General features: G+C 50.8%; 25 protein-coding genes and 2 pseudogenes. 18 read left to right on the top strand and 9 right to left on the bottom strand.

The genetic code is table 11. The features are described from left to right. The first annotated feature begins 18 nt into the window (after positions 1-18). Positions 19-1,188, top strand: coding sequence for a 2-trimethylaminoethylphosphonate dioxygenase (gene tmpA, locus AC0L73_RS02230; RefSeq protein ID WP_473654752.1), 1,170 nt, complete (start codon positions 19-21; stop codon positions 1,186-1,188). Next, entirely contained in the window at positions 1,178-1,771 is a 594-nt protein-coding gene (gene tmpB, locus AC0L73_RS02225) for a (R)-1-hydroxy-2-trimethylaminoethylphosphonate oxygenase (RefSeq protein ID WP_473654751.1), read from the top strand. Before tmpA ends, tmpB begins: the two co-directional genes overlap by 11 nt. A gap of 8 nt (positions 1,772-1,779) precedes the next feature. Here the strand turns inward: tmpB and AC0L73_RS02220 are convergent, their stop codons facing one another. Further along, positions 1,780-2,661 (bottom strand): LysR substrate-binding domain-containing protein, encoded by an 882-nt coding sequence (locus AC0L73_RS02220; RefSeq protein WP_227952371.1) that lies wholly within the window; start codon positions 2,659-2,661, stop codon positions 1,780-1,782. 171 nt (positions 2,662-2,832) lie between these two features. Between AC0L73_RS02220 and AC0L73_RS02215 the strand changes: the two are divergent. From AC0L73_RS02215 to AC0L73_RS02190, 6 genes and pseudogenes are all read left to right on the top strand, one after another. Continuing rightward, positions 2,833-4,028: pseudogene (locus AC0L73_RS02215) on the top strand (2-aminoethylphosphonate--pyruvate transaminase). 27 nt (positions 4,029-4,055) lie between these two features. Further along, positions 4,056-5,321, top strand: coding sequence for a phosphonoacetate hydrolase (gene phnA, locus AC0L73_RS02210; protein ID WP_227952369.1), 1,266 nt, complete (start codon positions 4,056-4,058; stop codon positions 5,319-5,321). Between the two features lie 5 nt (positions 5,322-5,326). After that, positions 5,327-6,791: pseudogene (gene phnY / locus AC0L73_RS02205) on the top strand (phosphonoacetaldehyde dehydrogenase). A 226-nt stretch (positions 6,792-7,017) separates the two neighbouring features. Then, a complete protein-coding gene (locus AC0L73_RS02200; protein WP_473654750.1) occupies positions 7,018-8,037 on the top strand; it encodes a putative 2-aminoethylphosphonate ABC transporter substrate-binding protein in 1,020 nt (339 codons plus the stop codon). Positions 8,038-8,119: 82 nt separating this feature from the next. Further along, positions 8,120-9,265: a putative 2-aminoethylphosphonate ABC transporter ATP-binding protein gene (locus tag AC0L73_RS02195; protein WP_473654749.1), complete on the top strand. Its 1,146-nt coding sequence runs from the start codon at positions 8,120-8,122 to the stop codon at positions 9,263-9,265. 2 nt (positions 9,266-9,267) lie between these two features. Then, positions 9,268-11,283 carry a putative 2-aminoethylphosphonate ABC transporter permease subunit gene (locus AC0L73_RS02190; protein WP_473654748.1) on the top strand — a complete coding sequence of 672 codons (2,016 nt, stop codon included), beginning with the start codon at positions 9,268-9,270 and terminating at the stop codon, positions 11,281-11,283. A gap of 32 nt (positions 11,284-11,315) precedes the next feature. Here the strand turns inward: AC0L73_RS02190 and AC0L73_RS02185 are convergent, their stop codons facing one another. Then, a complete protein-coding gene (locus AC0L73_RS02185; RefSeq protein WP_473654747.1) occupies positions 11,316-11,867 on the bottom strand; it encodes a hemerythrin domain-containing protein in 552 nt (183 codons plus the stop codon). A gap of 195 nt (positions 11,868-12,062) precedes the next feature. On the opposite strand from AC0L73_RS02185, the gene AC0L73_RS02180 reads away from it, so the two are divergent. Continuing rightward, positions 12,063-12,758 carry a 4'-phosphopantetheinyl transferase family protein gene (locus tag AC0L73_RS02180; protein ID WP_473654746.1) on the top strand — a complete coding sequence of 232 codons (696 nt, stop codon included), beginning with the start codon at positions 12,063-12,065 and terminating at the stop codon, positions 12,756-12,758. Between the two features lie 11 nt (positions 12,759-12,769). Here the strand turns inward: AC0L73_RS02180 and AC0L73_RS02175 are convergent, their stop codons facing one another. The 7 genes from AC0L73_RS02175 to AC0L73_RS02145 form a co-directional block, all read right to left on the bottom strand. Further along, positions 12,770-13,162 (bottom strand): flagellar basal body rod protein FlgC, encoded by a 393-nt coding sequence (locus tag AC0L73_RS02175; RefSeq protein ID WP_227952362.1) that lies wholly within the window; start codon positions 13,160-13,162, stop codon positions 12,770-12,772. A 92-nt stretch (positions 13,163-13,254) separates the two neighbouring features. Beyond that, positions 13,255-13,587 (bottom strand): hypothetical protein, encoded by a 333-nt coding sequence (locus AC0L73_RS02170; protein ID WP_473654745.1) that lies wholly within the window; start codon positions 13,585-13,587, stop codon positions 13,255-13,257. A 9-nt stretch (positions 13,588-13,596) separates the two neighbouring features. Next, on the bottom strand, positions 13,597-14,160 hold the full coding sequence (locus tag AC0L73_RS02165) for an EndoU domain-containing protein (protein ID WP_473654744.1): 564 nt from the start codon (positions 14,158-14,160) through the stop codon (positions 13,597-13,599). Beyond that, positions 14,132-14,923 (bottom strand): flagellar type III secretion system pore protein FliP, encoded by a 792-nt coding sequence (gene fliP / locus AC0L73_RS02160; RefSeq protein WP_227952359.1) that lies wholly within the window; start codon positions 14,921-14,923, stop codon positions 14,132-14,134. Before fliP ends, AC0L73_RS02165 begins: the two co-directional genes overlap by 29 nt. Beyond that, positions 14,920-15,222, bottom strand: a complete 303-nt coding sequence (locus AC0L73_RS02155) for a flagellar biosynthetic protein FliO (protein WP_227952358.1) — start codon at positions 15,220-15,222, stop codon at positions 14,920-14,922. Before AC0L73_RS02155 ends, fliP begins: the two co-directional genes overlap by 4 nt. Positions 15,223-15,301: 79 nt before the next feature. After that, entirely contained in the window at positions 15,302-15,595 is a 294-nt protein-coding gene (locus tag AC0L73_RS02150) for a hypothetical protein (RefSeq protein ID WP_227952357.1), read from the bottom strand. Positions 15,596-15,618: 23 nt separating this feature from the next. Further along, on the bottom strand, positions 15,619-15,906 hold the full coding sequence (locus AC0L73_RS02145) for an EscU/YscU/HrcU family type III secretion system export apparatus switch protein (RefSeq protein ID WP_227952356.1): 288 nt from the start codon (positions 15,904-15,906) through the stop codon (positions 15,619-15,621). Between the two features lie 360 nt (positions 15,907-16,266). Here AC0L73_RS02145 and AC0L73_RS02140 point away from each other — a divergent pair, with 360 nt between their 5' ends. The 9 genes from AC0L73_RS02140 (at position 16,267) to AC0L73_RS02100 (ending at position 22,846) form a co-directional block, all read left to right on the top strand. Then, positions 16,267-16,836 carry a DJ-1/PfpI family protein gene (locus tag AC0L73_RS02140; RefSeq protein WP_227952355.1) on the top strand — a complete coding sequence of 190 codons (570 nt, stop codon included), beginning with the start codon at positions 16,267-16,269 and terminating at the stop codon, positions 16,834-16,836. 153 nt (positions 16,837-16,989) lie between these two features. Beyond that, positions 16,990-17,391, top strand: a complete 402-nt coding sequence (gene flgB / locus AC0L73_RS02135) for a flagellar basal body rod protein FlgB (RefSeq protein WP_227952354.1) — start codon at positions 16,990-16,992, stop codon at positions 17,389-17,391. Positions 17,392-17,417: 26 nt separating this feature from the next. Next, positions 17,418-17,828 carry a flagellar basal body rod protein FlgC gene (gene flgC / locus AC0L73_RS02130; protein ID WP_227952353.1) on the top strand — a complete coding sequence of 137 codons (411 nt, stop codon included), beginning with the start codon at positions 17,418-17,420 and terminating at the stop codon, positions 17,826-17,828. Positions 17,829-17,848: 20 nt separating this feature from the next. Continuing rightward, positions 17,849-18,169, top strand: a complete 321-nt coding sequence (fliE, locus tag AC0L73_RS02125; RefSeq protein WP_227952352.1) for a flagellar hook-basal body complex protein FliE — start codon at positions 17,849-17,851, stop codon at positions 18,167-18,169. Positions 18,170-18,208: 39 nt separating this feature from the next. Further along, a complete protein-coding gene (gene fliQ, locus AC0L73_RS02120; RefSeq protein WP_227952351.1) occupies positions 18,209-18,472 on the top strand; it encodes a flagellar biosynthesis protein FliQ in 264 nt (87 codons plus the stop codon). Between the two features lie 17 nt (positions 18,473-18,489). Further along, positions 18,490-19,251, top strand: coding sequence for a flagellar biosynthetic protein FliR (fliR, locus tag AC0L73_RS02115; protein WP_227952350.1), 762 nt, complete (start codon positions 18,490-18,492; stop codon positions 19,249-19,251). Positions 19,252-19,257: 6 nt separating this feature from the next. Further along, positions 19,258-19,914 carry an EscU/YscU/HrcU family type III secretion system export apparatus switch protein gene (locus tag AC0L73_RS02110; protein WP_473654743.1) on the top strand — a complete coding sequence of 219 codons (657 nt, stop codon included), beginning with the start codon at positions 19,258-19,260 and terminating at the stop codon, positions 19,912-19,914. Next, positions 19,862-20,335, top strand: a complete 474-nt coding sequence (locus tag AC0L73_RS02105; RefSeq protein ID WP_473654742.1) for an EscU/YscU/HrcU family type III secretion system export apparatus switch protein — start codon at positions 19,862-19,864, stop codon at positions 20,333-20,335. Before AC0L73_RS02110 ends, AC0L73_RS02105 begins: the two co-directional genes overlap by 53 nt. Before the next feature lie 51 nt (positions 20,336-20,386). Further along, positions 20,387-22,846, top strand: a complete 2,460-nt coding sequence (locus tag AC0L73_RS02100) for a hybrid sensor histidine kinase/response regulator (RefSeq protein ID WP_473654741.1) — start codon at positions 20,387-20,389, stop codon at positions 22,844-22,846. Positions 22,847-23,131: the final 285 nt, after the last annotated feature.

Raw genomic sequence — 23,131 nt, 5'->3', positions numbered from 1 at the left:
GCTTGAAATCAAATACTAATGACCGAAATTTGCAGAATACAGAATGTCGAGTTGGCCGGGGAAGGGGACTATATTATTCTTCACCGGGAAGGCGGTGGCGCGATCCGGTTTCACGCCTTGTGGCTTCGGGATAATGCGCTGGATGTCCGCACACGCTCTCCGCAAAATGGTCAACGTCTCATCATGATTGATGATATTCCGCTGAATACGAAGATCACCGCCGCGACATTAGACGCGCCGGACAGGCTGACCGTTGAATTTCAGCCTGAGGAAAGGTCCGTATCCTATTCGCTAAGGTGGCTGCAGGAACATTCCTATGATATAGCGCGCGAGCACTCCGTCGGATGGCTCAATTCGAGCGTTGAAATCTGGGATAAGGCGTTGACCAACCGCGTGCCAACGGCGGATTTTGAAACGGTCAAACGTGATAAAGAGGCATTGGCCATATGGCTAGGTGATATCCGTCGATTTGGTTTTGCAAAAATGACCGGTGGGCCAATAAAAAGTGGAGCCCTTTTGGATGTCGCGGCGCTGTTTGGCTTTGTCAGGGAGACGAACTATGGCAAATGGTTTGAGGTGCGCGCTGAAGTGACGCCGACCAATCTAGCTTTCACCTCGGCGGGATTGCAGGCCCATACGGATAATCCTTATCGTGACCCGGTTCCGACGATGCAGATCCTTTATGCGCTGGAGAATTCGGCGACGGGCGGAGATTCGCTCGTTGTCGATGGGTTTAAGGTCGTTAAACGCCTTCAGGAGCGCAATCCGGAGCATTTCGAGATTCTAGCCCGCTATAATGCCCGATATGAATATGCCGGACAGTCGGGCGTCTGCCTGCAAGCCCGCAAGCCGATGATTGAACTGGAGCCGGATGGAGAGCTTGTCGGCGTCCGCTTCAATAACCGTTCCATTGCGCCGGTTACGGATGTACCGTTCGACAAAATGCCGGACTATTATGTGGCTTACCGGGCGTTGAGTGAAATCATTAATGACCCTGCGATGGCCGTAAGTTTCCGACTTGAACCCGGCGACTGCTTTATAGTTGATAACACCCGCGTTTTGCATGCCCGTAATGCATACTCCGGTCACGGAACACGCTGGCTCCAGGGCTGCTATCCTGATAAGGATGGTTTGCTATCAACGCTTGCGACACTTGAACAAGAGAATTTAGGGATTAATGATGCCTAACCCAGACTATTCGAAACTCACGAAAGACAATGTTGTCGACTTCATCGCCGATATTTTTGCTCGCCGCGGGGCGGAGGAATATCTTGGAGAAGATGTGACAATCTCGGAGCATATGTTCCAGACAGCGGAACTCGCGGAAGAGTCCGGTGCGAGCGAAGAACTGATTGTTGCGGCATTGCTTCATGATATTGGGCATTTTACCAATGAATTCCCCGATAACGCCGCGGAGCTTGGTATCGACAGCCATCATGATCGGGCAGGGGCCACTGTTCTTGCGCCGTTTTTCCCGAAAATTGTAACTGACTGCGTGCGCCATCATGTCTCGGCGAAGCGCTACCTCTGTACGGTTGAACCCGAATATTTTTCGAAATTATCCGATGCATCGATCCTGAGCCTGAAGCTTCAGGGCGGCCCAATGAGCGAGTCGGCGGCGAAAAAATTTGCCGCGAACGGAGATATCGACGCAATCGTTCAGGTGCGTAAGTGGGACGATATCGGCAAAGTACCTGGCAAGGAGACGCCGGGCTTTTCCCACTATGCCCCAATGCTGCAAAGGGTGGTGGATAGTGCCATGAAGGGGTAAGTTTTTACTCAGGCGGCAGACTCAAGCTTCAGTCGGTCTTGCGCCATCTTCATGAAGGCGCCGACAAGGTTACTCTTGCTGCGTTCCTTCAGGCAGATCAGAGCCTCATCCATCAGCGGCTCGCATCCTGAAATCGCAATTTTGCACAAACGTTCATCAAAGCCAAACTCGGCCTCGGAAACGATGCCGATACCGGCGCCGCTTGCCACAATTTCACGGATGGCTTCCCGGCCCACTGCTTCGATCGACGGTTTAAGGGTCAGTCCGGCTGCGGCTGCGATCTGTTCAAGTTTCTGACGTGTTTTCGATCCCTTCTCCCGAAGGACGAGGGGTTTGCTAGCCAGTTCCTGAAGAGATATGGATTTCATTCCGCCCGCCGAGCTTCGTTTGGAGGCAAAGGCGATGATAGGGGTGGAGCTCAGTTTTACAACATCAAACTCTCGCGCTTCCGGTATTTCTCCCAAAACGCCTACATCTGCCTCATAACTACACAGTTTTTCGATAATTTCCGATGTGTTGCCGGTGCTGACGGAAATAAAGACTTCCGGGTATTGTTGGCGGAAGGGGCCAAGGATCGGATGAAGATGCTGTACGGAATCCGCAATTATTTTCAGATTCGCAGATCCTAAAGCTCGCGATTCAGATAATAATTCATGGGCCTGATGTTCCACATCAAACATTCGATGAGTGATTTCCAGCAGCTTTTTGCCGAAATCTGTAAGGGCGACCTGTTTTTTTTGTCGATTAAACAACAAAACGTCATACTCGCACTCTAACTTACGGACTTGATCCGATATCGCGGGTTGAGTTAGGGACAACGCTTCGGCAGCACGCGAAAATCCGCCCTGAGTGGCGACAAAGTGAAAGGCACGTAGTTGAACATATCGCATTTGGATTCCTATCCTCTGTATCGATAATATAGCGCTTACTAACAGAAAGACTAATAATATCAACTAAAATTATACATCGATTGTATTTAACGATTTTACATATATTACGTTGTTAATTACGTTCTGGATCACCCGCAGTGAATTTTTTTAGTGAGGATATTATAAATGCAGATGGATGAGAAAAATCGGCCGACTGCTGAGTTTCCGGCACCGCATATGGGAGAGCCCTATCTGTTGACCCCGGGTCCGTTAACAACCTCCTATGAAGTCAAGCAGGCGATGCTGAAAGATTGGGGTTCCTGGGATGGTGATTTCCGGGCCATGACGGCATCGCTCTGTACTAAGCTACTCAATATTGCTGGTGACGATGGCACGGAATATGACTGTGTGCCGATGCAGGGAAGCGGGACCTTCGCCGTCGAAGCGATGCTGGGCTCCTTACTTGGAAAGAACAGTAAGACCCTGGTTTTGGTCAATGGCGCGTATGGCAAAAGAATAGCAGAAACACTGCGCTATCTTGGGCGGAACCATTTGGTCATCGACAAGGGTGACTATATGCCGCCGCGTGGTGTTGAGGTTGCGGCTGCTTTGGCAGAAGACTCTGAAATAACGCATGTCGTCCTTGTCCACTGTGAGACGAGTTCCGGCATTTTGAACCCGGTGCAGGAAATCTCTGAAATTGTTGCGGCGGCGGGGCGCAAACTGCTGATTGATTCAATGAGTGCTTTTGGTGCGCTGCCGCTTGATGTGCGCGATATCAGGTATGAAGCCATGATTTCCTCTGCCAATAAATGCATTGAAGGTGTGCCCGGCTTCGGATTTATAATTGCCCGCAAATCTGAGCTGGAAGCCGCGAAAGGTAACAGCCACTCCCTCAGCCTTGATGTCCATGCCCAGTGGGCCAATTTCAAGAAAACGGGGCAGTGGCGCTTCACGCCCCCAACTCATGCGGTCGCCGCTTTTATGAAAGCGCTGGAAATGCATGAGGCCGAAGGCGGCGCACCCGCTCGACTTGCGCGGTATGAACGCAATCGCGATGTCATGGTTACCGGCATGAGGGATCTTGGCTTTGAGACCTTGTTAAAGGATCGCTGGCTGTCGCCGATTATCGTGACGTTCTTTAATCCGGACCACCCGAATTTCGCGTTTGGGCGCTTCTATGATCTGATGAAGGCCAAGGGATTTATCATTTATCCGGGCAAGCTGACCGTGGTGGACAGTTTCCGGATTGGCTGCATTGGCCGACTTGACGAACAGGTGATGCGCAATGTCGTAGCAGCTGCAAAAGAATCCCTGGAAGAAATGAATGTTGATAGCGCGAGCCCCCTGAATCTGCGCTGAAAGAACGTGCCCGCCTTGCGGCTTGAAGAATCTGAATTGGAGTTTTGAAGACAATGAACAATATGTCCCCGAATGGCGTTACCGTAAATGACCGGACTTATCCGTTTCCTGGGCGGACAGCGGTTGTCATCTGCCTCGATGGGTGCGAGAACGCCTATATTGAAGCCGCGATCGATGCGGGTGTGATGCCAACGATGAAGCGTTTCCGCGAGACAGGCAGCATGCATCTCGCCCATTGTGTGATCCCGAGTTTCACTAACCCGAACAACATGTCGATTGCGACGGGACAGCCACCTGCCGTCCATGGTATTTGCGGCAACTTCCTGCTGGATCCGGAAACCGGTGAAGAAGTGATGATGAATGATCCGCGCTTCCTCAGGGTGCCGACGATTTTCAAAAGCTTTTACGATGCGGGTAAGCGCATCGCTATTGTCACCGCGAAGGACAAGCTTCGGGCGCTGCTCGGTCACGGTCTCAAGTTTGATGAGGGACGGGCGCTCTGCTTCTCGACAGAGAAATCCGATACCACCACCGTTGCAGAACATGGCATCGACAATGCTTCAAAAAGCCTCGATATTCCGGTGCCGTCTGTTTATTCAGCGGAGCTTTCCGAATATGTGTTCAATGCCGGGGTGAAGCTGATGACTTCCTTCAAGCCGGATTTGATGTATCTGACAACAACGGACTATGTGCAGCATAAGGCCGCTCCGGGAACACCCGATGCCAACGCCTTCTATGAAATGTTTGATTCCTATCTGGGCCAGCTTGATGCTCTGGGCGCCGCAATCGTTGTCACTGCTGATCACGGCATGAAGCCCAAGCATAAAGCCGATGGCACACCTGATGTGATCTATCTGCAAGATTTGTTGGATAAGGAAACAGGTGAGGGCGCGAGCCGGGTTATCCTGCCAATCACTGACCCTTATGTTGTGCATCATGGCGCGCTTGGTTCTTTTGCGACGGCCTATCTCAAGCCGGACGTTGATCAGGCTGCGGTGATTGCAAAGCTGGAGGCAACTCCGGGGATCGAACTTGTGCTGGATAAGGCGACCGCTGCAGAACGGTTTCAGCTTCCGCCAGACCGGATCGGCGATCTTGTGATTGTATCCGGAGAGAATCAGGTGCTAGGCACCTCGGCGGATAGGCATGATTTGTCTGGTCTTGAAGTGCCGCTTCGCTCTCATGGTGGCGTAAGCGAGCAGGTCGTGCCTTTCATTGTGAATGTCGCCATGCCGGAATTGCCGGAAAAACCAACGCTCCGAAATTTTGACGCCTACTATTATGCAACGCGCGCCGCGGCGCTCGTCGCTGCCAAGTGAACAAGATGACAGCATCAAAACCCGCTCGGCCGGTCATTGTCGAGGCTATGCGCATTGGCGGCCGAAAAGTGACAACAAAGGGCGTTGTTGAAGTGCGCTATCCCTATACCAACGAGGTGATTGGAACAGTACCCGCAGGCAACGCCGAACATGCGCGCGAAGCGTTTGAGATTGCGGCAAATTATCGCCCGTCGCTTACACGCTATGAACGGCAGCAGATTCTATTCAAAGCGGCGGAACTTATCCAAGGCGCGAAGAGAGAGCCTCGCAAAGGTCATTACACTTGAGCTTGGTATCTGTCATCAGCACGCGCTTTATGAAACGGGTCGGGCCTATGATGTTTTTATGTTGGCTGGCCAGCTTGCCATTCTCGATGACGGCCAGATATTCTCATGCGATCTAACGCCCCATGGTAAAGCTCGAAAAATTTACACCAAGCGTGAACCAGTCAATGTGATTTCGGCCATCACGCCGTTCAATCATCCGCTCAATATGGTGTCGCACAAGATTGCGCCTGCCATTGCCACCAATAATTGCGTTGTTTGTAAACCGACTGAGCAGACGCCGCTCACCGCGATTGCGCTGGCGGATATCCTCTATGAGGCGGGTTTGCCACCTGAGATGTTTCAGGTCGTGACCGGATGGCCGCAAGATATCGGTGAGGAAATGATTATCAACAAGCATGCGGATATTGTGACCTTCACCGGCGGTGTGCCGGTTGGCAAGATGATTGCCGAAAAAGCGGGGTACAAGCGTCTCGCGCTGGAACTTGGCGGCAATGATCCGCTGATTATTCTCGATGATTTGAGTGATGACGACCTTATCAAGGCGGCCCAAATCGCGGTTGCAGGCGCGACAGGCAACTCTGGTCAGCGTTGCACAGCGATCAAACGAATTCTTGTGCAGGAGAATGTCGCTGACAAGATTGTCCCACATATTCTTGGAATCGCTAAGAAAATCAAGTTTGGAGATCCGGAGGATCCAGAAACGCAACTCGGCTGTGTTATTCATGAAAAGGCGGCTGAAACATTCGAGAATCGAGTGCTCATGGCGGAGAAGCAAGGGGCGAAAATTCTCTATCATCCGGGGCGGGACGGGGCGCTTCTGCCGCCGATCGTTGTTGATCATGTGCCGCATGACAGTGAACTTGTGTTTGATGAGACGTTCGGACCCATCATTCCGATTGTCCGGGTGCCCAACGATGATGATGCGTTGATTGAAATTTCCAACTCGACACCCTTCGGCCTTTCTGCAGGGGTTTGCACTAATCGCCTTGACCGGATTACACATTTCATTGACGGGCTTGATGTGGGAACGGTAAATATTTGGGAGCAGCCGGGCTACCGCATTGAGATGTCGCCCTTTGGTGGAATTAAAGATTCAGGGAATGGCGTGAAGGAAGGTGTTCTGGAAGCGATGAAATTTTTTACTAATGTAAAGACTTATTCGCTGCCATGGCCCCAGAATTAGGCTGAGAATCGCAGAAGAATGCGGTTGTCAGAGAGTAGTTGCCATTATCAATATATCGATTTAAGTTATGACTTCATAAATATAATAGATTTCTTCTATTTGTCACATTACGCCACTATTGCATTGAGTAACAAATGATTGTGATTCAAATTTGGATCTTTGTGGATCTTTGTGGGTATGATCAAGTTTAATTCTCAACTAATCTCTTAAAAGGGGGAGCGACAAAATGTTACAATTGAAGAAATTGGCTTTGACCGCCATTGCGGGCCTGTTCGTTGCGAACAGTGCTATGGCAGCCGAGCTGACTGTCTACACGGCCGTTGAAGCAGAAGACCTGAAGCGCTATGCGGAGGAGTTCAATAAAGCTCACCCGGATATCCAGATCAATTGGGTACGTGATTCTACAGGTATCATCACCGCAAAACTGCTGGCCGAGAAAAACAATCCTCAGGCAGACGTTATCTGGGGCCTTGCCGCAACCTCTCTCCTCCTGATGAAATCAGAAGGTATGTTGGAGCCATATGCACCGAAAGGTGTTGAAATGCTCGACAAGAAATTTGTCGACAAAAGCACGCCACCAACATGGACAGGCATGGATGCATGGGTTGCCTCTGTTTGCTTTAATACGGTTGAGGCTGAAAAGCTTGGTCTGACGGCACCGACAAGCTGGAAAGACCTGACGAAGCCTGAGTATAAAGGCCATATCATCATGCCGAACCCGAATTCTTCCGGTACCGGCTTCCTTGACGTCTCCAGCTGGTTACAGATGTTCGGTGAAGAAGGTGGTTGGCAGTATATGGATGCGCTGCATGAGAATATTGCGCGTTATACTCATTCCGGCTCCAAGCCTTGTAAACTTGCGGCTGCTGGTGAAATTCCGATCGGTGTTTCCTTTGCATTCCGTGGCGCAAAATCCAAAGCTGACGGCGCACCGCTTGAAATTATCGTACCGACAGAAGGTGTTGGCTGGGATATGGAAGCAACCGCGATTGTTGCGGGAACGGATAATCTCGATGCGGCTAAAACCCTCGTAGACTGGACAGTTACGAAGGATGCCAACGTGATGTATAACACCGGCTATGCCGTTGTTGCGTATCATGGCGTTGCCAAGCCGGTCAAATTCTTCCCGGAAAATCTGCTGGAGAAAATGATCGACAATGATTTTGAATTTGCCGCGAACAATCGCAAGGCAATTCTGGAAGAGTGGCAGAAACGCTATGATTCAAAATCAGAGGCCAAGAGCTAATCCAAACAACCAAAAAGAAGGCATCGCATTTGCGGTGCCTTTTTTTATACTGTACGAGTTAGAATATTAGGGATGGGGAAACATGCTAGCTGAGGCAACCGGTGAATTGGATGTGGACGAAGCTCAGCCTCAGGGGGAGGCCTATCTCAAGATAGATAGCCTGTGGAAGGCATTCGGCGAATTTATTGCGCTAAGAGATATCTCCTTGAGCATTTCTGAAGGTGAATTTGTTTGCTTTTTGGGCCCTTCGGGTTGCGGAAAAACAACCCTGTTACGCGCCATCGCAGGCCTTGACATACAAAGCCGGGGTTCGATTGAACAGGCGGGTAATGACATCTCCAACCTGCCACCGGCAGAACGCGATTTTGGTATTGTTTTCCAGTCTTACGCCCTTTTTCCTAACCTCACGATTGAGAAGAATATTTCCTTCGGCCTTGAGAATGCAGGTCTCTCGAAGACTGCGATTTCGGCCCGGGTCACGGAACTGCTGGAACTTGTTGGCCTGCCGGATCAGGGGAAAAAATATCCGGCTCAGCTTTCCGGTGGACAGCAGCAACGGATCGCCCTTGCGCGAGCAATTGCCATGTCGCCAGGACTTTTGCTGCTGGACGAGCCCTTATCGGCCCTTGACGCGAAGGTGCGGGTACATTTGCGGCATGAGGTGAAGGATCTGCAACGCAAGCTCGGTATCACGACTATCATGGTCACCCATGATCAGGAAGAGGCTCTCTCCATGGCGGACCGGATTGTGGTGATGAACCATGGCGTGATCGAACAGATTGGTACACCGACCGACATTTACCGCGAACCAGCGACGCTTTTTGTTGCGGATTTTATTGGCGAGATGAACAAACTCCCGGCGATCTTTGGCACCTCTGCGATGGTAACCGTCGGCCAGAAAGAATTTACGTCCGGTGGTGGTGACTTTCAACCCGGTAGCGAGGTAATCGCGGCAGTACGACCGGAAGATATTATTCCGCATGGGGAATCAGCGAAGGAGCCCATGGAAGAGCCTGATAATGCAATCAACTGCCGGATTACCGAAATGGAGTTTCTAGGCTCCTTTTGGCGGTGCCGACTGAGGAGTGAGGCGCTTGGTGCGCAAGAGCTTATCGCTGATTTTTCCATTAACGCGGTGCGGCGGCTGGATCTAGAGGCAGAGAAGGATCTCGTGATTGAAATCCCGAGTAACCGGTTAAAGGTTTTTGCACGACCGGCGGGTGATTAGGAATGAGCGTAATAACGCCTGACAGTCTTCCGAATGAGCGGCCCGTTAAGTTAAAGCTCGGGCGGGACGATCTGATGATGCGAGGATTTATCTTTGCCATCGCGCTTTACCTGATCGTAACGCTTGCGTTTCCGCTTTATGCCATGTTGTCGAAAGCGTTCTCGACATTCCAGTTTGATCTTTCTCAAATCGAACTGCAGGTCAGCGATGAGAGCGGAAAGTTTGATGGCACGATCTTCTCCGCTGCGGCACTTAATGAGAAATTGAACGCTATTCCGCAGGATGAAATGGCGACGAGTAGCGACGGCCGGCTGAGCCTGACGCCTTTGTTCCCTGATTTCAGTTTTCGAAGCCCTGTTCTATATAAAATTCGTGGAACGACAGCGGACGCGGTCTATCTGATCGGTTCGGACCGGATGACGGGCACAGACTGGCGTGAGGTGGATTCCAATACGTTCCGGCGGATCGTTCTTCGCCCGGTTCAATCCTTCGGGTTTAGTAACTTTACGACATATTTCTCGACGCCCTCGCTCTTTCGATCGATTGAGAATTCTCTCTTTATTTCGATTGTCAGTACCATCGTCACCGTCAGTCTCGCCTTCGCCTTCGCCTATGCGCTGAGCCGAAGCTGCATGCGCCTGAAAGGGATGTTTCGTCTGATTGCGATGGCTCCGATCCTCGTGCCATCTCTTCTGCCCGGTATCGCACTTGTCTATCTTTTCGGTAATCAGGGGATGCTGAAAGAGGTGATGATGGGGGAATCCATTTATGGACCCTATGGCATTGTTTTGGGTTCCATCTTCTTCACTTTTCCGCACGCTTTTATCATTATCACGACGGCGCTTGCCATTTCGGATGCGCGGCTTTATGAAGCGGCGGTTTCACTTCGTGCGAGCCCTTGGAAGACCTTTTGGACGGTCACAATCCCGGGCGCCCGATACGGCCTGATCTCGGCAGCATTTGTTGTGTTCAATCTGGTAATTACTGATTTCGGCCTGCCGAAGGTGATCGGCGGGCAGTATAATATGCTGGCCGTCGATATCTATAAGCAAGTAATTGGCCAGCAGAATTTTGAGATGGGCGCAGTGGTCTCTGTCGTTCTGCTTATGCCCGCCTTTATTGCATTTGCGGTTGATCGTCAGGTGCAGAAGAAGCAGGTCGCTCTTCTATCCGCCCGCTCCGTGGTGTTCGAGCCTAAGCCGGACCGGAAATTTGATCGTATTTGCTTTTCTTATTGTAGCTTGGTCGCGATTTTCATCGTTGGAATTCTCGGCGTTTGCCAATTTGCGGCGCTGATCAAATTCTGGCCTTATGATCTTTCCCTCAGCCTGAAAAACTACAATTTCGATGTGATGGATGGCGGCGGATGGGAGGCTTATGGCAACTCCATCAAGCTTGGCCTGTTGACGGCATTTTTTGGAACCATTGTGGTATTTATCGGCGCCTATATGGTAGATAAAACCAGAAGCTTTCGCCTTGGCCGTGGTATTTTTCAGTTCCTTGCGATGCTGCCGATGGCAATTCCGGGGATGGTTCTGGGACTCGCCTACATCTTCTTTTTCAATGACCCCAATAATCCTCTCAACACTATTTATGGCACGATGGCGATCCTTGTCATTGTTACTATTACCCATTTCTATACGGTATCGCATCTGACGGCGGTTACCGCGCTAAAACAGATGGATGGGGAGTTTGAATCCGTCGCCTCCTCCCTGAAGCAGCCTTTTTATAAGTTGTTCGCGCGCGTGACTGTGCCCGTCTGCATGCCCGCCATATTGGATATCGCGATTTATCTTTTCGTGAATGCAATGACGACGGTTTCGGCAGTCGTGTTCCTGTATTCGACGGACACGGCGCTTGCCTCAATCGCGGTGCTGAATATGGATGACGCAGGGGATGTGGCGCCCGCCGCCGCAATGGGAATGATGATTTTCTATACGAATGCCGCCGCTCGCATCATACATCTCGCTGTTTCGAAGGGCATACTGAAGCGGACACAGGCATGGCGACTACGGTAGAAAACTGAGGGAAAAAGTGGATTGGTGTTGATTTACCTTTGCCCCCAATCAACAATGACCTTGTGCAGTGCGCGATATTCGCGATCTGCTTCCCGGCCGAAGACCGGATCACCCTTATCGCGCATCCGTGTTTCAATCACATCCCAGTCGGCCTGAATAAGGGACTTCGCCGCCGCCGGAAAGAAAATCGTTTCCTCCTTACGCATATGTTGATGTAAAATCGCCTTATATTCACACACCGTCTCGAGAAGTTCCTCGCGCAGAATAGGTTCTTCCAGCTTGATGCGTTTCACTTCATTCGAGAAGCGGGTAATGATATTTGTGAGTTCTTCATGCTCATCCAGAATTTCCGCGCCAACGGCACCTGCCTCCGGATTTCGGCGGGTCAGGCTTTTTAGAAGAAAATTCTCAATCGGATGATGGCATCTTTGAGGGAAATTCACGATATAGTCGAGGATTGTCTCTACCATGAAAAAATTAAGACTATTCCCCTTCGAGAAAGTGACTACCTCCCGTTCCAACACTTCCAGAAGCACGGACATTCGCCGGTGATCCTCCTGAAGCTTCGCGATAACCTGCGACATGTAACCTCCCTGATCTAATTTGAGGTAGTCGTCACTATACGGAGGGGGCGTGAGATGGCATTGATCGCGATCAACTGACGATTTCATATTGACGAAAATCCGGGTCTTGAATTTGGCCCTGTCGCAATAGTTTTCTTCTCGCTATCATGGGCCATTAGCTGGAAAAAAGGTTACTTTGAATGAGTTTATGGTTTTATGATCGCGTTTGAGCAGGAAAACACTCACATCTACCACGCTGATATTGGTGAGGGTGGTCCGCTTGATTACGAGAGATGTTGGCAAGCGCTCAGCGAGGCGGAGCGGGCGCGGGCGGAACGGTTCCGCTTCGATCTTCATCGCAATCGCTATGTGCGGGCGCATGGCCAGATTCGCTATATCCTGGCGGCATATATGGATGTTGGTCCGACGGAGATCAGCTTACAGACAGGCGAACGCGGTAAACCTTATCTTCCGTCACAAAATATCTATTTCAACATGTCCCATTCGGCCGATACCGCTGTCTTCGCCGTTACGCGAAGCGGGGAAATTGGCGTTGATGTAGAGATGTTTGATCGCAAGGTAGAAATCGACGATTTAAGCCGCCACTATTATACGGAGATGGAGCAGGGCGCCCTCAATGCATTGCGAGAGGAGACTGACCGCAGGGAGTTGTTCTTCTGGCTTTGGACCGCGAAAGAAGCCCGTATGAAAGTTACCGGAGAAGGATTGGCTCTTGATCCCCGACATATTGATGTCGCGATTGAGGCAGGACGTCCGGTCGCTTATCGCAAACCGGATAAACCAATGGCGAGCCTTGTATCAATAGAAATCGCGAATATCGCTGGCGCCTGCAGTATCGCGGGGCTGTTTGAGCCCCGGCTCACTGTCAAATCGATTGAAAATTTAGGCTAGGTGCTGAGAGATCAGCTTTTTAAATCTATGGCGGTTTTCTGAAGTTCGCTCCAAACTTCGAACATTTTGACATTTGCACGATAGCTGTGCAGAGCGACATTCTGGTTCACAATTTCTTCCGCCATATCCACATTTGGACTTTCAACAAGCCCCTCCTGATTGGCGAGTGGATTTTGCGGTGCATAGACATGAGCCGTTGCCGGATCCTTTTCCCGGACCTTGACGTTCGGCGCACCGGTTTCGTCTGTTGTTTGAACGGGTTCAACGGCTTTGTAGGATTGATTTTCGTCCATAGCGCCGGGCGTGCCGACACTGTTCGCATTGACAAGGTTTTGCGCGGATACTTCGACCCGTTTGGTAGCAGCGGCCATGCCGCTGATGGCTGAACCCAGAATTGACGTCATTATAGACTCCAATCAATACAATTTTAAATAATATTTATCGAATAATGATTTTCTAATATACACGTTATAGAAGCTAATTTATTAACAAACCGTTAATTTTCTCTGGTTTCATGACTTAGAACCTGACGCCAGTGATCAAGAAGTAGAAAGAAATCATCGCGCGGGCCGTCTTTTGGCGCGCGCGTGTCCTCATAGATTGGCGTGATAATATAGCGATCAGGGGAGAGAGTCAGAGTAAAGCCGTTGCCGGTGATTTCATAATCCTCGTCCTGCGGCCCGGTTGCCTTTGTCTTTAAATAGTCGACGAGTGCGATATCTCCTTGTATTTCAGTTTCAAAAAACTCTTTCAACAGTATGTTTTCAGGGGATAATTCGGCCTCTATTAGACCCGTTTCTTTATCTATCTTCAGGTGAATTTCCAGCATGGTTGGGGCCTAATCCTTGGCATATAGAGGGTAGGCGGTATTAATGTCGCCATTGCCGAACCTGTACCCTTCGATCAGGAAGCCATGTCCCGACGGTCCGCGCCAGCGCGATCCCTCCGGTAGGCGATTGTTTGAATGGGCGAACAATATGCTGTCGATGACTTGCTGCCGGGAAAAATCATCGGGAAAGAAGCTGGAGAATTTTTCTTTCCATCGGTGTTCGCCCGCATCAAATATCTCGACCATGGCGGTATATACACCGGCCCGGTTTGGTCCGGACAGAATATTCCTGATGCGTGACGTCGCACCCATAGGTTCTTTCGGCGCGACGTGAAAACCGACCGGCTTGCCATGCCGGTTGATCTCTCCATCAAAGATATGTGCGAGGTTAAGGGAAGGGGTTGTCTCAGACCAGCTCCCTTGCGCGGGTGCTTCGTTGGAGATAAGCGGGACGATAACATAGAGAATGGCGAGGCAGGCAAGCAGAACGGCGGCAATGCCCGCCCTTCCAAACGGCACCATTCTTAAAATAGAGGAGATACCGTTACCCCGGCCCATTGACGAAGCTTTCAACGAGGCTCTTCGCGACCAAATTCCATCCGTCCACCAGAACAAAGAAGATCAGCTTGAAGGGGAGGGAGATCATGACCGGCGGCAACATCATCATACCCATGGACATGAGAATAGAGGCCACCACCATATCGATCACGATGAAGGGTACGAACAGCAGGAACCCGATCTCGAACGCACGTTTAAGCTCACTGATCATAAAGGCGGGCACCAGAACTTGGAGAGGTACATCCTCCGGTGTTTCAGTTTCGGGCGTGGCGCTTAAATCCATAAAGAGAAGAATGTCTTTCTCCCGCGCATGCTGGAGCATAAAGTTCTTGAATGGGATCACGGTGCGATCAAATGCCTCGGTCTCGTTAATCTCTTCATCGATCAGCGGGACAATACCATTTTCATAGGCGGCCTCAAATGTTGGCGCCATGATAAAGGCGGTAAGAAACAGGGCGAGGGAGATAATCACGACGTTCGGCGGCGTCGCCTGCACACCGAGCGCACTTCGGAGGAGGGATAGCACGACAATCAGGCGTGTGAAAGACGTGGTGACGATCAGTATCGCGGGTGCCAGGCTCAGCACTGTCATCAGGACGACAAGCTGGACAATCCGGCCGGTCAGCGGGCCCGCATCTTCCCCAAGATCAAGGGAAACGGACTGCGCCAGTACCTCAAGCGGGAGTGCCATGACGATTATGGCGACGGCAAGGGCGGCAAGGTTGGTACTGGACAATTTAATGCCGCAAAGACGATCCGGTTTACGATACTTTATCATGCGTTTTTCACATCGCCCTGTTCGGCGTTTTCATTGACAGAGATATTCCGCTCGACAACGACATCATGTTCCGGACCGAGCAGCAGGAGATGTTCCCGGTCATCACGTTTGACAAGGACCAGCCGCCGCTTGGCGTCTATGGACATGACATCAGATACAGCAAGACGTTTAGGGGCGGACGGGTCCCGAGAAGCTCTCGGCACCATTCCGAAGCGCCGGGCGAGAAGTGTGATGAGCGCAATAAGACCCAGAACAATCAACAAGCCGACAATATATTTCAGGTATTGTACGGGATCCATTGGCCTGCCATTAAAATATCCATCCGATCATTTTTACGCGTCACGGACATACAGTAGCGGGCTGAAGGGTTTTTGAAAACTATTCTTTATGGGTGTGGTTTTCGAGCGTGCTGATATCGCTGCTTAATGAATCATATCGTTTCTGAATTTCGTCAGACAGGATGTTGAGGGACTGCATGACCTGCGTCATAAATTGGGACAATTCCTGCCGTTCATCCTTTGGTGCGTTCTGGACTCGCCCTTGAAGATGAACAATTTTTTGCGGTAATGATCCCATGTCGATCATGATCCCGCGTCGTGTTTGGTCCAGATACTCCGTAATGTCGTTCAGTACGTCGGATATATCGGCATTTATTGTCGCAAAATTTTTCATCAGAGGCTTACTAATCAAACTGACTATTTATCCTGGCACTTGTACAGATAGGACAGAATTTCCGAAACGGCGGCGAATGCCTCAAGTGGAATGGGGCAATCCACCTCTATTTCTGACAAAATCTGTGCCAAATCAGAATCGGTGCGCACCTTTACACCACGAGCGAACGCCAATTGCAAGATTTGTTCGGCTACCTCGCCTTTACCACTCGCTGTTACCCGGGCCAGCGACGTCGGAGACTCGTCATAATTCAAAGCGACTGCGATGGTGTCATCATTGCTTCGTGGAGTGTCTTGTTCATTTTGTGACATCAGTATCTCCGGCCAGAAGTGACCTGCGTCACTGAACATAGATATTTGTGCTTAAATTTTACTTAATCGGAGCGCAGAAATGGCCCAAACATGCAACTTCTTTCTTGCAACTCGGATTGGGAACGACTATGTTCCGCCTCGCTGGGCAATGGCGACATAGCCTTTATTTATTGTTCCCGGCACTGTGCAGCATTACTGACAGGAGCGATGGCTCCGATTTGCACAAAAGAAATTGAACAAATGTCATTGTGACACGATTGGCCGTTCCAGTAGAGAATTGCCATGTAATATTGAATGCTCCCGTCGTTCAGTAATTTGAAACGCGCGGTGGATGCCACAAACTAAAGGGGTATGGATTATATGAGTGACTTGGAAAATGCGTTAAATGGCAAGTCCGTTGCCATTCTTGTTGCCAACGGTTTTGAAGAATCCCATATGACAAGCCTGCACAAGGCTCTCGTCCTGACCGGAGCGGATGTTAAAATCGTCTCGCCGGAAAAAGGCGTCGTCAATAGCTGGCACGGCAATGGCTGGGGACATTTCTTCCCTGCGAATGCGCATCTTGCAACCTCTATGTCCCATCATTTCGATGCTGTTATTATTCCTGGTGGCTCGCGCCATGTGAACCGGCTCATTTCTGATCCGCAGACAGCCCGTTTCATGCGCGGTTTCATGGAAGACAACAAGCCGGTTGCTCTGATTGAGGAGGCACCGAAAGTTCTTGCCGAAGCAGATTTGCTGGAAGGACGGAGTGTTGTTTCCACCGAGGAAATCAACGAAGTCCTGCTGGAAAAAAGCGTGACGGTTGTCGAAGCCGAGGTGCATATTGACGATATGTTAGTCACGAGTAAGCTCGCTGATGATGCCTTGGTCGAAAAATTTGCCGACCGGATACAGAATTATGAACCGGAAGCTTGGGAAGCTGCTTAATAGCGCGGCTCAGCTCAGAATGACAGAAACGTCCCGATTTATCGGGGCGTTTTTTTTGTGCCTGCCATCCACAAATTCTTCAAATTCATAGTCTGTTAAGGTTTCTCCCCTAATGTAAGGTCAGGAAAAACCGCGAACAGAAGCGATCCTGATATGAATTTGGAAAAAATTCCTCTTTTCGCCGCGCTGACGGAGAAAATGAAATGGTTGACCGCCCGGCAAAAGGTGCTGGCGCAGAATATTGCCAATTCCGACACGCCAAACTATCGCGCGCGTGATCTCAAGCCGCTGGAATTTCGCGAAATGATCGATGCACCTGAAGACAAGAGTGTTTCGATCAACAGGACGAACAAAAAGCATATTTTTGTTGATGAAATAACAAGTTATGAGACACAGGTAAATCGGGACATAAGCGAAATGACACCTACTGGTAACGCTGTGCTCCTTGAAGAAGAGATGATGAAAGTCGCTGAAACGCAAATACAGTATGAGCTGACCACATCGCTGTATAAGAAGAATCTGGGGATGTTAAAAACAGCCCTTGGTCGCCGTTAATCGGATTAGAGAAGGAAACCGGTAACATGGATCTTTTAAAAACAATGTCCATCTCTGCCTCGGGTATGGATGCCCAAGGCAAGCGGATGCGGGTTATCTCGGAAAACCTGGCAAATAAGGACAGTATGGGCAAGACGCCTGACGAAGATCCCTATCGGCGGAAAACTATTTCCTTCCGCAATGTTCTCGACCGCGAAGAAAATGTGACCAAAGTCAAGGTAGGCCGTATTGGTGAAGACAAGACGGAATTTGACCTCAAGTTTAATCCAAGCCACCCCGCCGCAAATGCGGATGGCTATGTCAAGATGCCGAACGTTAATTCCCTGGTTGAGATTATGGACATGAAGGAAACCCAGCGGTCCTATCAGGCAAATCTAGGTGTTATCGAAGCGTCGAAAAAGATGATCATGCGGACGCTGGACATCTTGAAACAATAGGGACGAGTGGAGGGTAGACAATGGCAGATACTAGCGCCTTAGCGGCGACACAAGCTTATTCAAAAGCAATTAACAGTTCTCTGGGCGTCAAGCCTGAGGCGGCTTCTGAGGCGGCAATTGAAGGGCCGAGCTTTGCGGAAATGCTGTCCGATGCCGGCGCTGATGCGGTTAAAACCGGCGTCAATGCGGAGCAGGTCAGCCTTGAGGCAATCACCGGTAATACCGGCCTTGCGGATATCGTGACGGCGGTCAGCAACGCCGAAGCAACCCTTGAAACCGTGGTCGCAGTGCGAGATCGTGTAATTCAGGCTTATCAAGACATCATAAAAATGCCAATCTAGCCTGTAATAGTATTTTTACAGCATAAGGATTGATGCAACATGAGCCCAACCGATGTCGTTGACGTAGTTCGCGAGGCGATTTGGGTCCTGCTCTCTGTCTCTGCGCCGGTCATGTTGGTCGCGTTGGGGGTTGGTCTTGTGATCGCCCTTATTCAGGCCCTGACACAGGTGCAGGAAATGACGTTGGTGTTCGTTCCCAAAATCCTGGCAATCTTTCTCTCCCTGATCATTTTTATGCCATTCATGATTTCTTCCATGATCGGGTTGATGGAACAGATCGCGCAGCGTATCTCAGGCGTATGATCGCCGGGCGCCGCTAGATGCTGGACGAATTCCTCAACGTTAATATCTTTGCCTTTCTTGTGGTGTTTGTCCGTATTGGTGCGGCCTTCATGGTAGTTCCAGGCTTTGGGGAGGCGTTTATTCCGACCCGCGTACGGCTGTCCATTGCGCTTGGCGTCAGTTTTCTTGTGATGCCCTTTGCGGCTTCTCAAATCCCTCCGGAACCGTCGACACCGATCGGGCTGTTGTTGCTAATTGTCGGGGAGTTGGTGATCGGGCTTGTGATGGGCGGTGTGCTCCGGCTCCTGCTCAGCAGCCTGCATGTGGCAGGGACAATTATCGCGCAGCAATCCGGCCTTGCTGCCGCGCAGTTTTTTGACCCGGCGCAAATGACACAGGGCGCCATCACGAGTACCTTCATGACGTTGATGGGGCTGACAATGATATTTGTCACTGACATGCATCATCTGTTTATTGAAGGAACTTTCGCCACTTATCGTTTATTCCCGGTAGGGGCAGTCCCGGATTTCGGCAGTATCAGCATGCTGATCACGGATTTTGTTCAGCAATCATTCCTGCTCGGCTTTCAAATGTCCGCACCATTTTTGGTTTTCGGAATTACATTTTACATGGGGATCGGCCTGATCAATCGCCTGATGCCGCAGGTGCAGATTTTCTTTGTCGCAATGCCACTGCAAATTATCCTTTCCTTTGCCATTCTGGCGATTACAATTGGTGCCAGTATGATGTGGTTTATCAGTTATTACGAGGAAGCGTTAATCCGCTTTCTTGGGGAGTAAGGGCAGTTGGCTGACGATACAGATGATGCCCAAAAAACCGAAGAACCGACCGCGAAGAAACTTGAAGATGCCTTCAAGAAAGGGCAGGTGCCGAAATCGCAGGAGGTCAGCCATTGGTTCATGACTATTGGGATCACGCTGGTTGTCATGATCTTTGTCGCCGGACTAGGTAACGGCCTTACTTTTGATCTTCTTAAATTTGTTGAACAACCTCACGCCATTGCGACGGATCGCTTCCATCTGGGGAAGGTTTTTGGCGATCTTGGCTGGGCCGTTATTTTCGTTGTGGCGCCGGCACTCGGCACGCTGATGATGGCCGGGTTGCTTGGCAATTTGGTGCAGCACCGTCCGGTCTTCTCGGCGGAGCGGATAAAGCCCAAGCTGGAGAAGCTCTCCCTTCTAAAAGGCTTCAAACGGCTTTTCTCCCTAAAATCAATCGTCGAGTTTTTGAAGGGTCTCTTCAAGATCACCCTCGTGGGGGCGATTGCCATCTTGTTTGTCCTGCCATCAATGGACCAGCTTCCTGTCATTGTCTCTTACGATGTATCGCAAGTGCTTGAACTGATTCAGGACCAGCGCGCTCCTGTTGCTGGCGGGGGTGGTCGCGGTGATGAGTATTATTGCCGGCCTCGACTTTATGTATCAGCGTTACAATCACAATAAAGAACTCCGCATGTCCAAGCAGGAAATCAAGGACGAGTTCAAGCAAACGGAAGGTGATCCGATGATCCGTGCGCGCCTTCGGGCCTTGCGGGCAGAACGCTCTCGTCAGCGGATGATGCAGTCGGTGCCGGAAGCCGATGTCGTGATCACTAACCCAACCCATTTTGCGGTGGCCCTGCAGTATAAACCGGAGGACGAACGCGCGCCTGTGGTCGTTGCCAAGGGCATGGATAATATTGCGGCAAAAATTCGAGAACTCGCGACCGAAAATGACATTCCAATCGTCGAAAATCCTCCGCTTGCGCGGGCTCTTCACAAAGCCTGCGATCTCGATGATGAAATTCCCTATGAGCATTTTAAGGCGGTTGCCGAAATTATCGGCTATGTCATGCGGCTCAACAAAAAGAAACAGACGAACTAGCAGGTCCAGATGGTGCAACGACGGAATAGACGGCGAAATCCGAAGTTTTTTATGGGTGTGGATGCCCGGCAGTTGGCAGCCGCCTTTTTCCTTGTCGCTGCGCTGATTGTCATTTCCGCTCTGTTGGGACAGGAGTTGGATTTTGTCAATATCGTTATCCTTAGCGTTATGGTTGTCGGCGCTATGGGGCTTGGTCTCTGGTATCTGATCTTTCATGGATTGCGCCAAGCCGCGAGCGGGAACGTCGATCTTCTCTCCGACGTGGTTTCCTCCAGTCCGGAGGGTCGGCTGCTCACAACGAAAGACGGGCGGTTCGTTTATGCGAATGAGGTCTATTGCACCCTTTTGGAGCTTCCGACGAAGGATATTGGTCAAACGCTCAGTGATTATTTTGCGGACGATGCGGACGTTCGGTCAGAGATCGACAGGCTCTTAAAGGCTGCAGTCTATGACGGCATGACTGGTGAACGCATTGACATCGAAACCAAAAGCGGACGCTGGCTCTCTATTCTTGCCCATGCCATAGATGTTATGCCCGACAATATCATCTGGTACGTGACAGAGACGACGCGGCAACATCGGCTTGAGGAAGAAGAGCGTGTTGCGCATGAAAAGCTCTCTGAATATTTCAATAATGCGCCGGTCGGCTTTTATTCTCTGGGTGAGGATGGCAATATCCAGTTCGTGAACCGGATACTTGCTGACTGGTTGGGATATCAGCAGGAAGAGCTGAGCGACGGGCAATTTGCCTTCTCGGATCTCGTGGTCAAATCGAACGAGGATCAACTCGACCTGATGGAGATTGTGTCCGCTGACGGGCCACTTTATGAAGGCAAACTAACCTTGCGCGGTCGGGATGGTACGGTGCTGCCAGTGCATGTAACACAGACGGTCATTCGCGGCGAAAATGGCGAGTTGATGGGGTCTCGTTCCGTGGTGCGGGAGTTGCTGCAGGAACAGGAATGGCGCGAACGGGTGGCGAATGCCGAGTTGCATTTTCGCCGCTTTTTCGAGGCCGCGCCGATCGGTATTCTGCTGCTTGATGCGACCGGTATCGTGTTGGAGGTAAACCCGGCGTTTCGCGCGCTGACCGGCACCGTGATCAGCAAGGCCATCGGCAGCCATGTCACCGAACTGGTGGAAGAGGCGGATCGCGAGACACTCAAGCAAAAGTTGATCGAGGCAAGCGCGAGCAATATGGCCGCGCCATCGGCGGAGGTAAAACTCCTTGGCGCGACGGAACGTGCGGCAAGCCTTTATATCAACGCGATTATCGGCGATGATCCCTCCGCTGAGCGACTCCTCGTTCATGTGATAGATACTTCTGTACAGAGAAACCTGGAAGTCCAGTTCGCGCAAAGCCAGAAGATGCAAGCTGTTGGACAACTTGCTGGTGGTATTGCCCATGACTTCAACAATCTTCTCACCGCGATGATCGGTTTTTGTGATCTGTTGTTGTTGCGTCATCAGGTGGGCGATCCGTCCTATTCAGATATAAACCAGATTAAGCAAAATGCCAATCGCGCCGCCGGTCTCGTCCGGCAGCTTCTGGCCTTCTCGCGCCAGCAGACATTGCGGCCAGAAGTAACAGATATCACCGATGTTCTGGCAGAACTCTCTAACCTGCTCCGGCGGTTGATCGGGGAGGCGATCCAGCTCAAGATCAATCATGCCCGTGATCTCTGGCTGGTTAAGGTGGACCGGGGGCAATTTGAACAGGTGGTTATCAATCTTGCGGTGAATGCCCGTGACGCCATGTCCGGCGATGGGCTCCTGTCATTTGAGACCGAGAACCTGACGATTGCGCCGGGACAGAAAGATTTTAATGATCTGATACCGCCCGGTGACTATATCCTTGTCAAGATATCGGACACGGGAACCGGAATTCCTGACCATGTGATCGAGAAGATATTTGATCCTTTCTTCACAACGAAGAAGGTCGGGGAGGGAACGGGGCTCGGCCTCAGTACGGTTTACGGTATTATCAAGCAGACGGGCGGCTTTATTTTCGCTGAGAATAATGAAGAGGCAGGCACGACCTTCAGCATCTTCCTACCGCGTTATCTGGAGGACGCAAAACGCACAAATACTACAGGAATAGCGCCGCAACCGACCCATCGGGACCTGACAGGCAAAGGAACGATCTTGCTGGTGGAAGATGAAGATCCGGTCCGGCTATTTGCTGCGCGCGCGCTTGAAAACAAGGGGTATACGGTTCTGCAGGCCGACTGCGGGGAGGCCGCACTTGAAGTCGCCCATGAGCATGAAGGGGTGATCGACTTGCTCATTTCCGATGTTGTCATGCCGATAATGGATGGGCCGACACTGGTGAAGGAAATTCTTGGCGAGATGCCGGACCTGAAAGTCATCTTCATTTCCGGCTATGCGGAGGATGCGTTCCGTAAAGATCTCGATTTCGATGTCAGTAAAATCGACTTCCTCCCCAAGCCTTTCTCATTGAAAGAAATCGCCACTAAGGTCAAGGAAGTCCTGGTCCGCGAAACGGTGTGACCGTACCTTTGCTGTGACCGCTCAAGGAGCTAGGGATCATCTGCGGAAATCTTCCTTCCGGGTGCTGAAAAGAGCTATATTCTGGCATTAGACTGCTTCAATCGCGCGGATAGATCTAGCGAGATTATATAGACGGTGTTGTGCAAGGCGCAGGAAAAATTGGGCGGATCCCAAAACTACTGTGGAATCCGCCCGAGAAAGAAATTTTTATATCTATTCCAGTTTGACAGTACTGAAATCATATCGACTCATTCAGGAAGGCAAACCGTTACACTAGAACAGCCA

Source organism: Sneathiella sp. D3-11, assembly GCF_055809395.1.
Note: the sequence above shows the minus strand (reverse complement) of the source record. Positions and strands in the feature narration are given on the sequence as shown.

What these genes read in the sequence shown, in the direction of transcription:
- tmpB (WP_473654751.1), top strand. Translation starts at nt 1,178, where the DNA reads ATGATGCCTAACCCAGACTATTCGAAACTCACGAAAGACAATGTTGTC.
- tmpA (WP_473654752.1), top strand. Translation starts at nt 19, where the DNA reads ATGACCGAAATTTGCAGAATACAGAATGTCGAGTTGGCCGGGGAAGGG.
- AC0L73_RS02200 (WP_473654750.1), top strand. Translation starts at nt 7,018, where the DNA reads ATGTTACAATTGAAGAAATTGGCTTTGACCGCCATTGCGGGCCTGTTC.
- AC0L73_RS02145 (WP_227952356.1), bottom strand. Translation starts at nt 15,906, where the DNA reads ATGTCACAAAATGAACAAGACACTCCACGAAGCAATGATGACACCATC.
- AC0L73_RS02220 (WP_227952371.1), bottom strand. Translation starts at nt 2,661, where the DNA reads ATGCGATATGTTCAACTACGTGCCTTTCACTTTGTCGCCACTCAGGGC.
- AC0L73_RS02190 (WP_473654748.1), top strand. Translation starts at nt 9,268, where the DNA reads ATGAGCGTAATAACGCCTGACAGTCTTCCGAATGAGCGGCCCGTTAAG.
- AC0L73_RS02150 (WP_227952357.1), bottom strand. Translation starts at nt 15,595, where the DNA reads ATGAAAAATTTTGCGACAATAAATGCCGATATATCCGACGTACTGAAC.
- AC0L73_RS02100 (WP_473654741.1), top strand. Translation starts at nt 20,387, where the DNA reads ATGGGTGTGGATGCCCGGCAGTTGGCAGCCGCCTTTTTCCTTGTCGCT.
- flgC (WP_227952353.1), top strand. Translation starts at nt 17,418, where the DNA reads ATGGATCTTTTAAAAACAATGTCCATCTCTGCCTCGGGTATGGATGCC.
- AC0L73_RS02185 (WP_473654747.1), bottom strand. Translation starts at nt 11,867, where the DNA reads ATGTCGCAGGTTATCGCGAAGCTTCAGGAGGATCACCGGCGAATGTCC.
- phnA (WP_227952369.1), top strand. Translation starts at nt 4,056, where the DNA reads ATGAACAATATGTCCCCGAATGGCGTTACCGTAAATGACCGGACTTAT.
- AC0L73_RS02105 (WP_473654742.1), top strand. Translation starts at nt 19,862, where the DNA reads ATGAGTATTATTGCCGGCCTCGACTTTATGTATCAGCGTTACAATCAC.
- fliQ (WP_227952351.1), top strand. Translation starts at nt 18,209, where the DNA reads ATGAGCCCAACCGATGTCGTTGACGTAGTTCGCGAGGCGATTTGGGTC.
- AC0L73_RS02175 (WP_227952362.1), bottom strand. Translation starts at nt 13,162, where the DNA reads ATGACGTCAATTCTGGGTTCAGCCATCAGCGGCATGGCCGCTGCTACC.
- AC0L73_RS02140 (WP_227952355.1), top strand. Translation starts at nt 16,267, where the DNA reads ATGAGTGACTTGGAAAATGCGTTAAATGGCAAGTCCGTTGCCATTCTT.
- fliP (WP_227952359.1), bottom strand. Translation starts at nt 14,923, where the DNA reads ATGATAAAGTATCGTAAACCGGATCGTCTTTGCGGCATTAAATTGTCC.
- flgB (WP_227952354.1), top strand. Translation starts at nt 16,990, where the DNA reads ATGAATTTGGAAAAAATTCCTCTTTTCGCCGCGCTGACGGAGAAAATG.
- fliE (WP_227952352.1), top strand. Translation starts at nt 17,849, where the DNA reads ATGGCAGATACTAGCGCCTTAGCGGCGACACAAGCTTATTCAAAAGCA.
- AC0L73_RS02155 (WP_227952358.1), bottom strand. Translation starts at nt 15,222, where the DNA reads ATGGATCCCGTACAATACCTGAAATATATTGTCGGCTTGTTGATTGTT.
- fliR (WP_227952350.1), top strand. Translation starts at nt 18,490, where the DNA reads ATGCTGGACGAATTCCTCAACGTTAATATCTTTGCCTTTCTTGTGGTG.
- AC0L73_RS02195 (WP_473654749.1), top strand. Translation starts at nt 8,120, where the DNA reads ATGCTAGCTGAGGCAACCGGTGAATTGGATGTGGACGAAGCTCAGCCT.
- AC0L73_RS02170 (WP_473654745.1), bottom strand. Translation starts at nt 13,587, where the DNA reads ATGCTGGAAATTCACCTGAAGATAGATAAAGAAACGGGTCTAATAGAG.
- AC0L73_RS02180 (WP_473654746.1), top strand. Translation starts at nt 12,063, where the DNA reads ATGATCGCGTTTGAGCAGGAAAACACTCACATCTACCACGCTGATATT.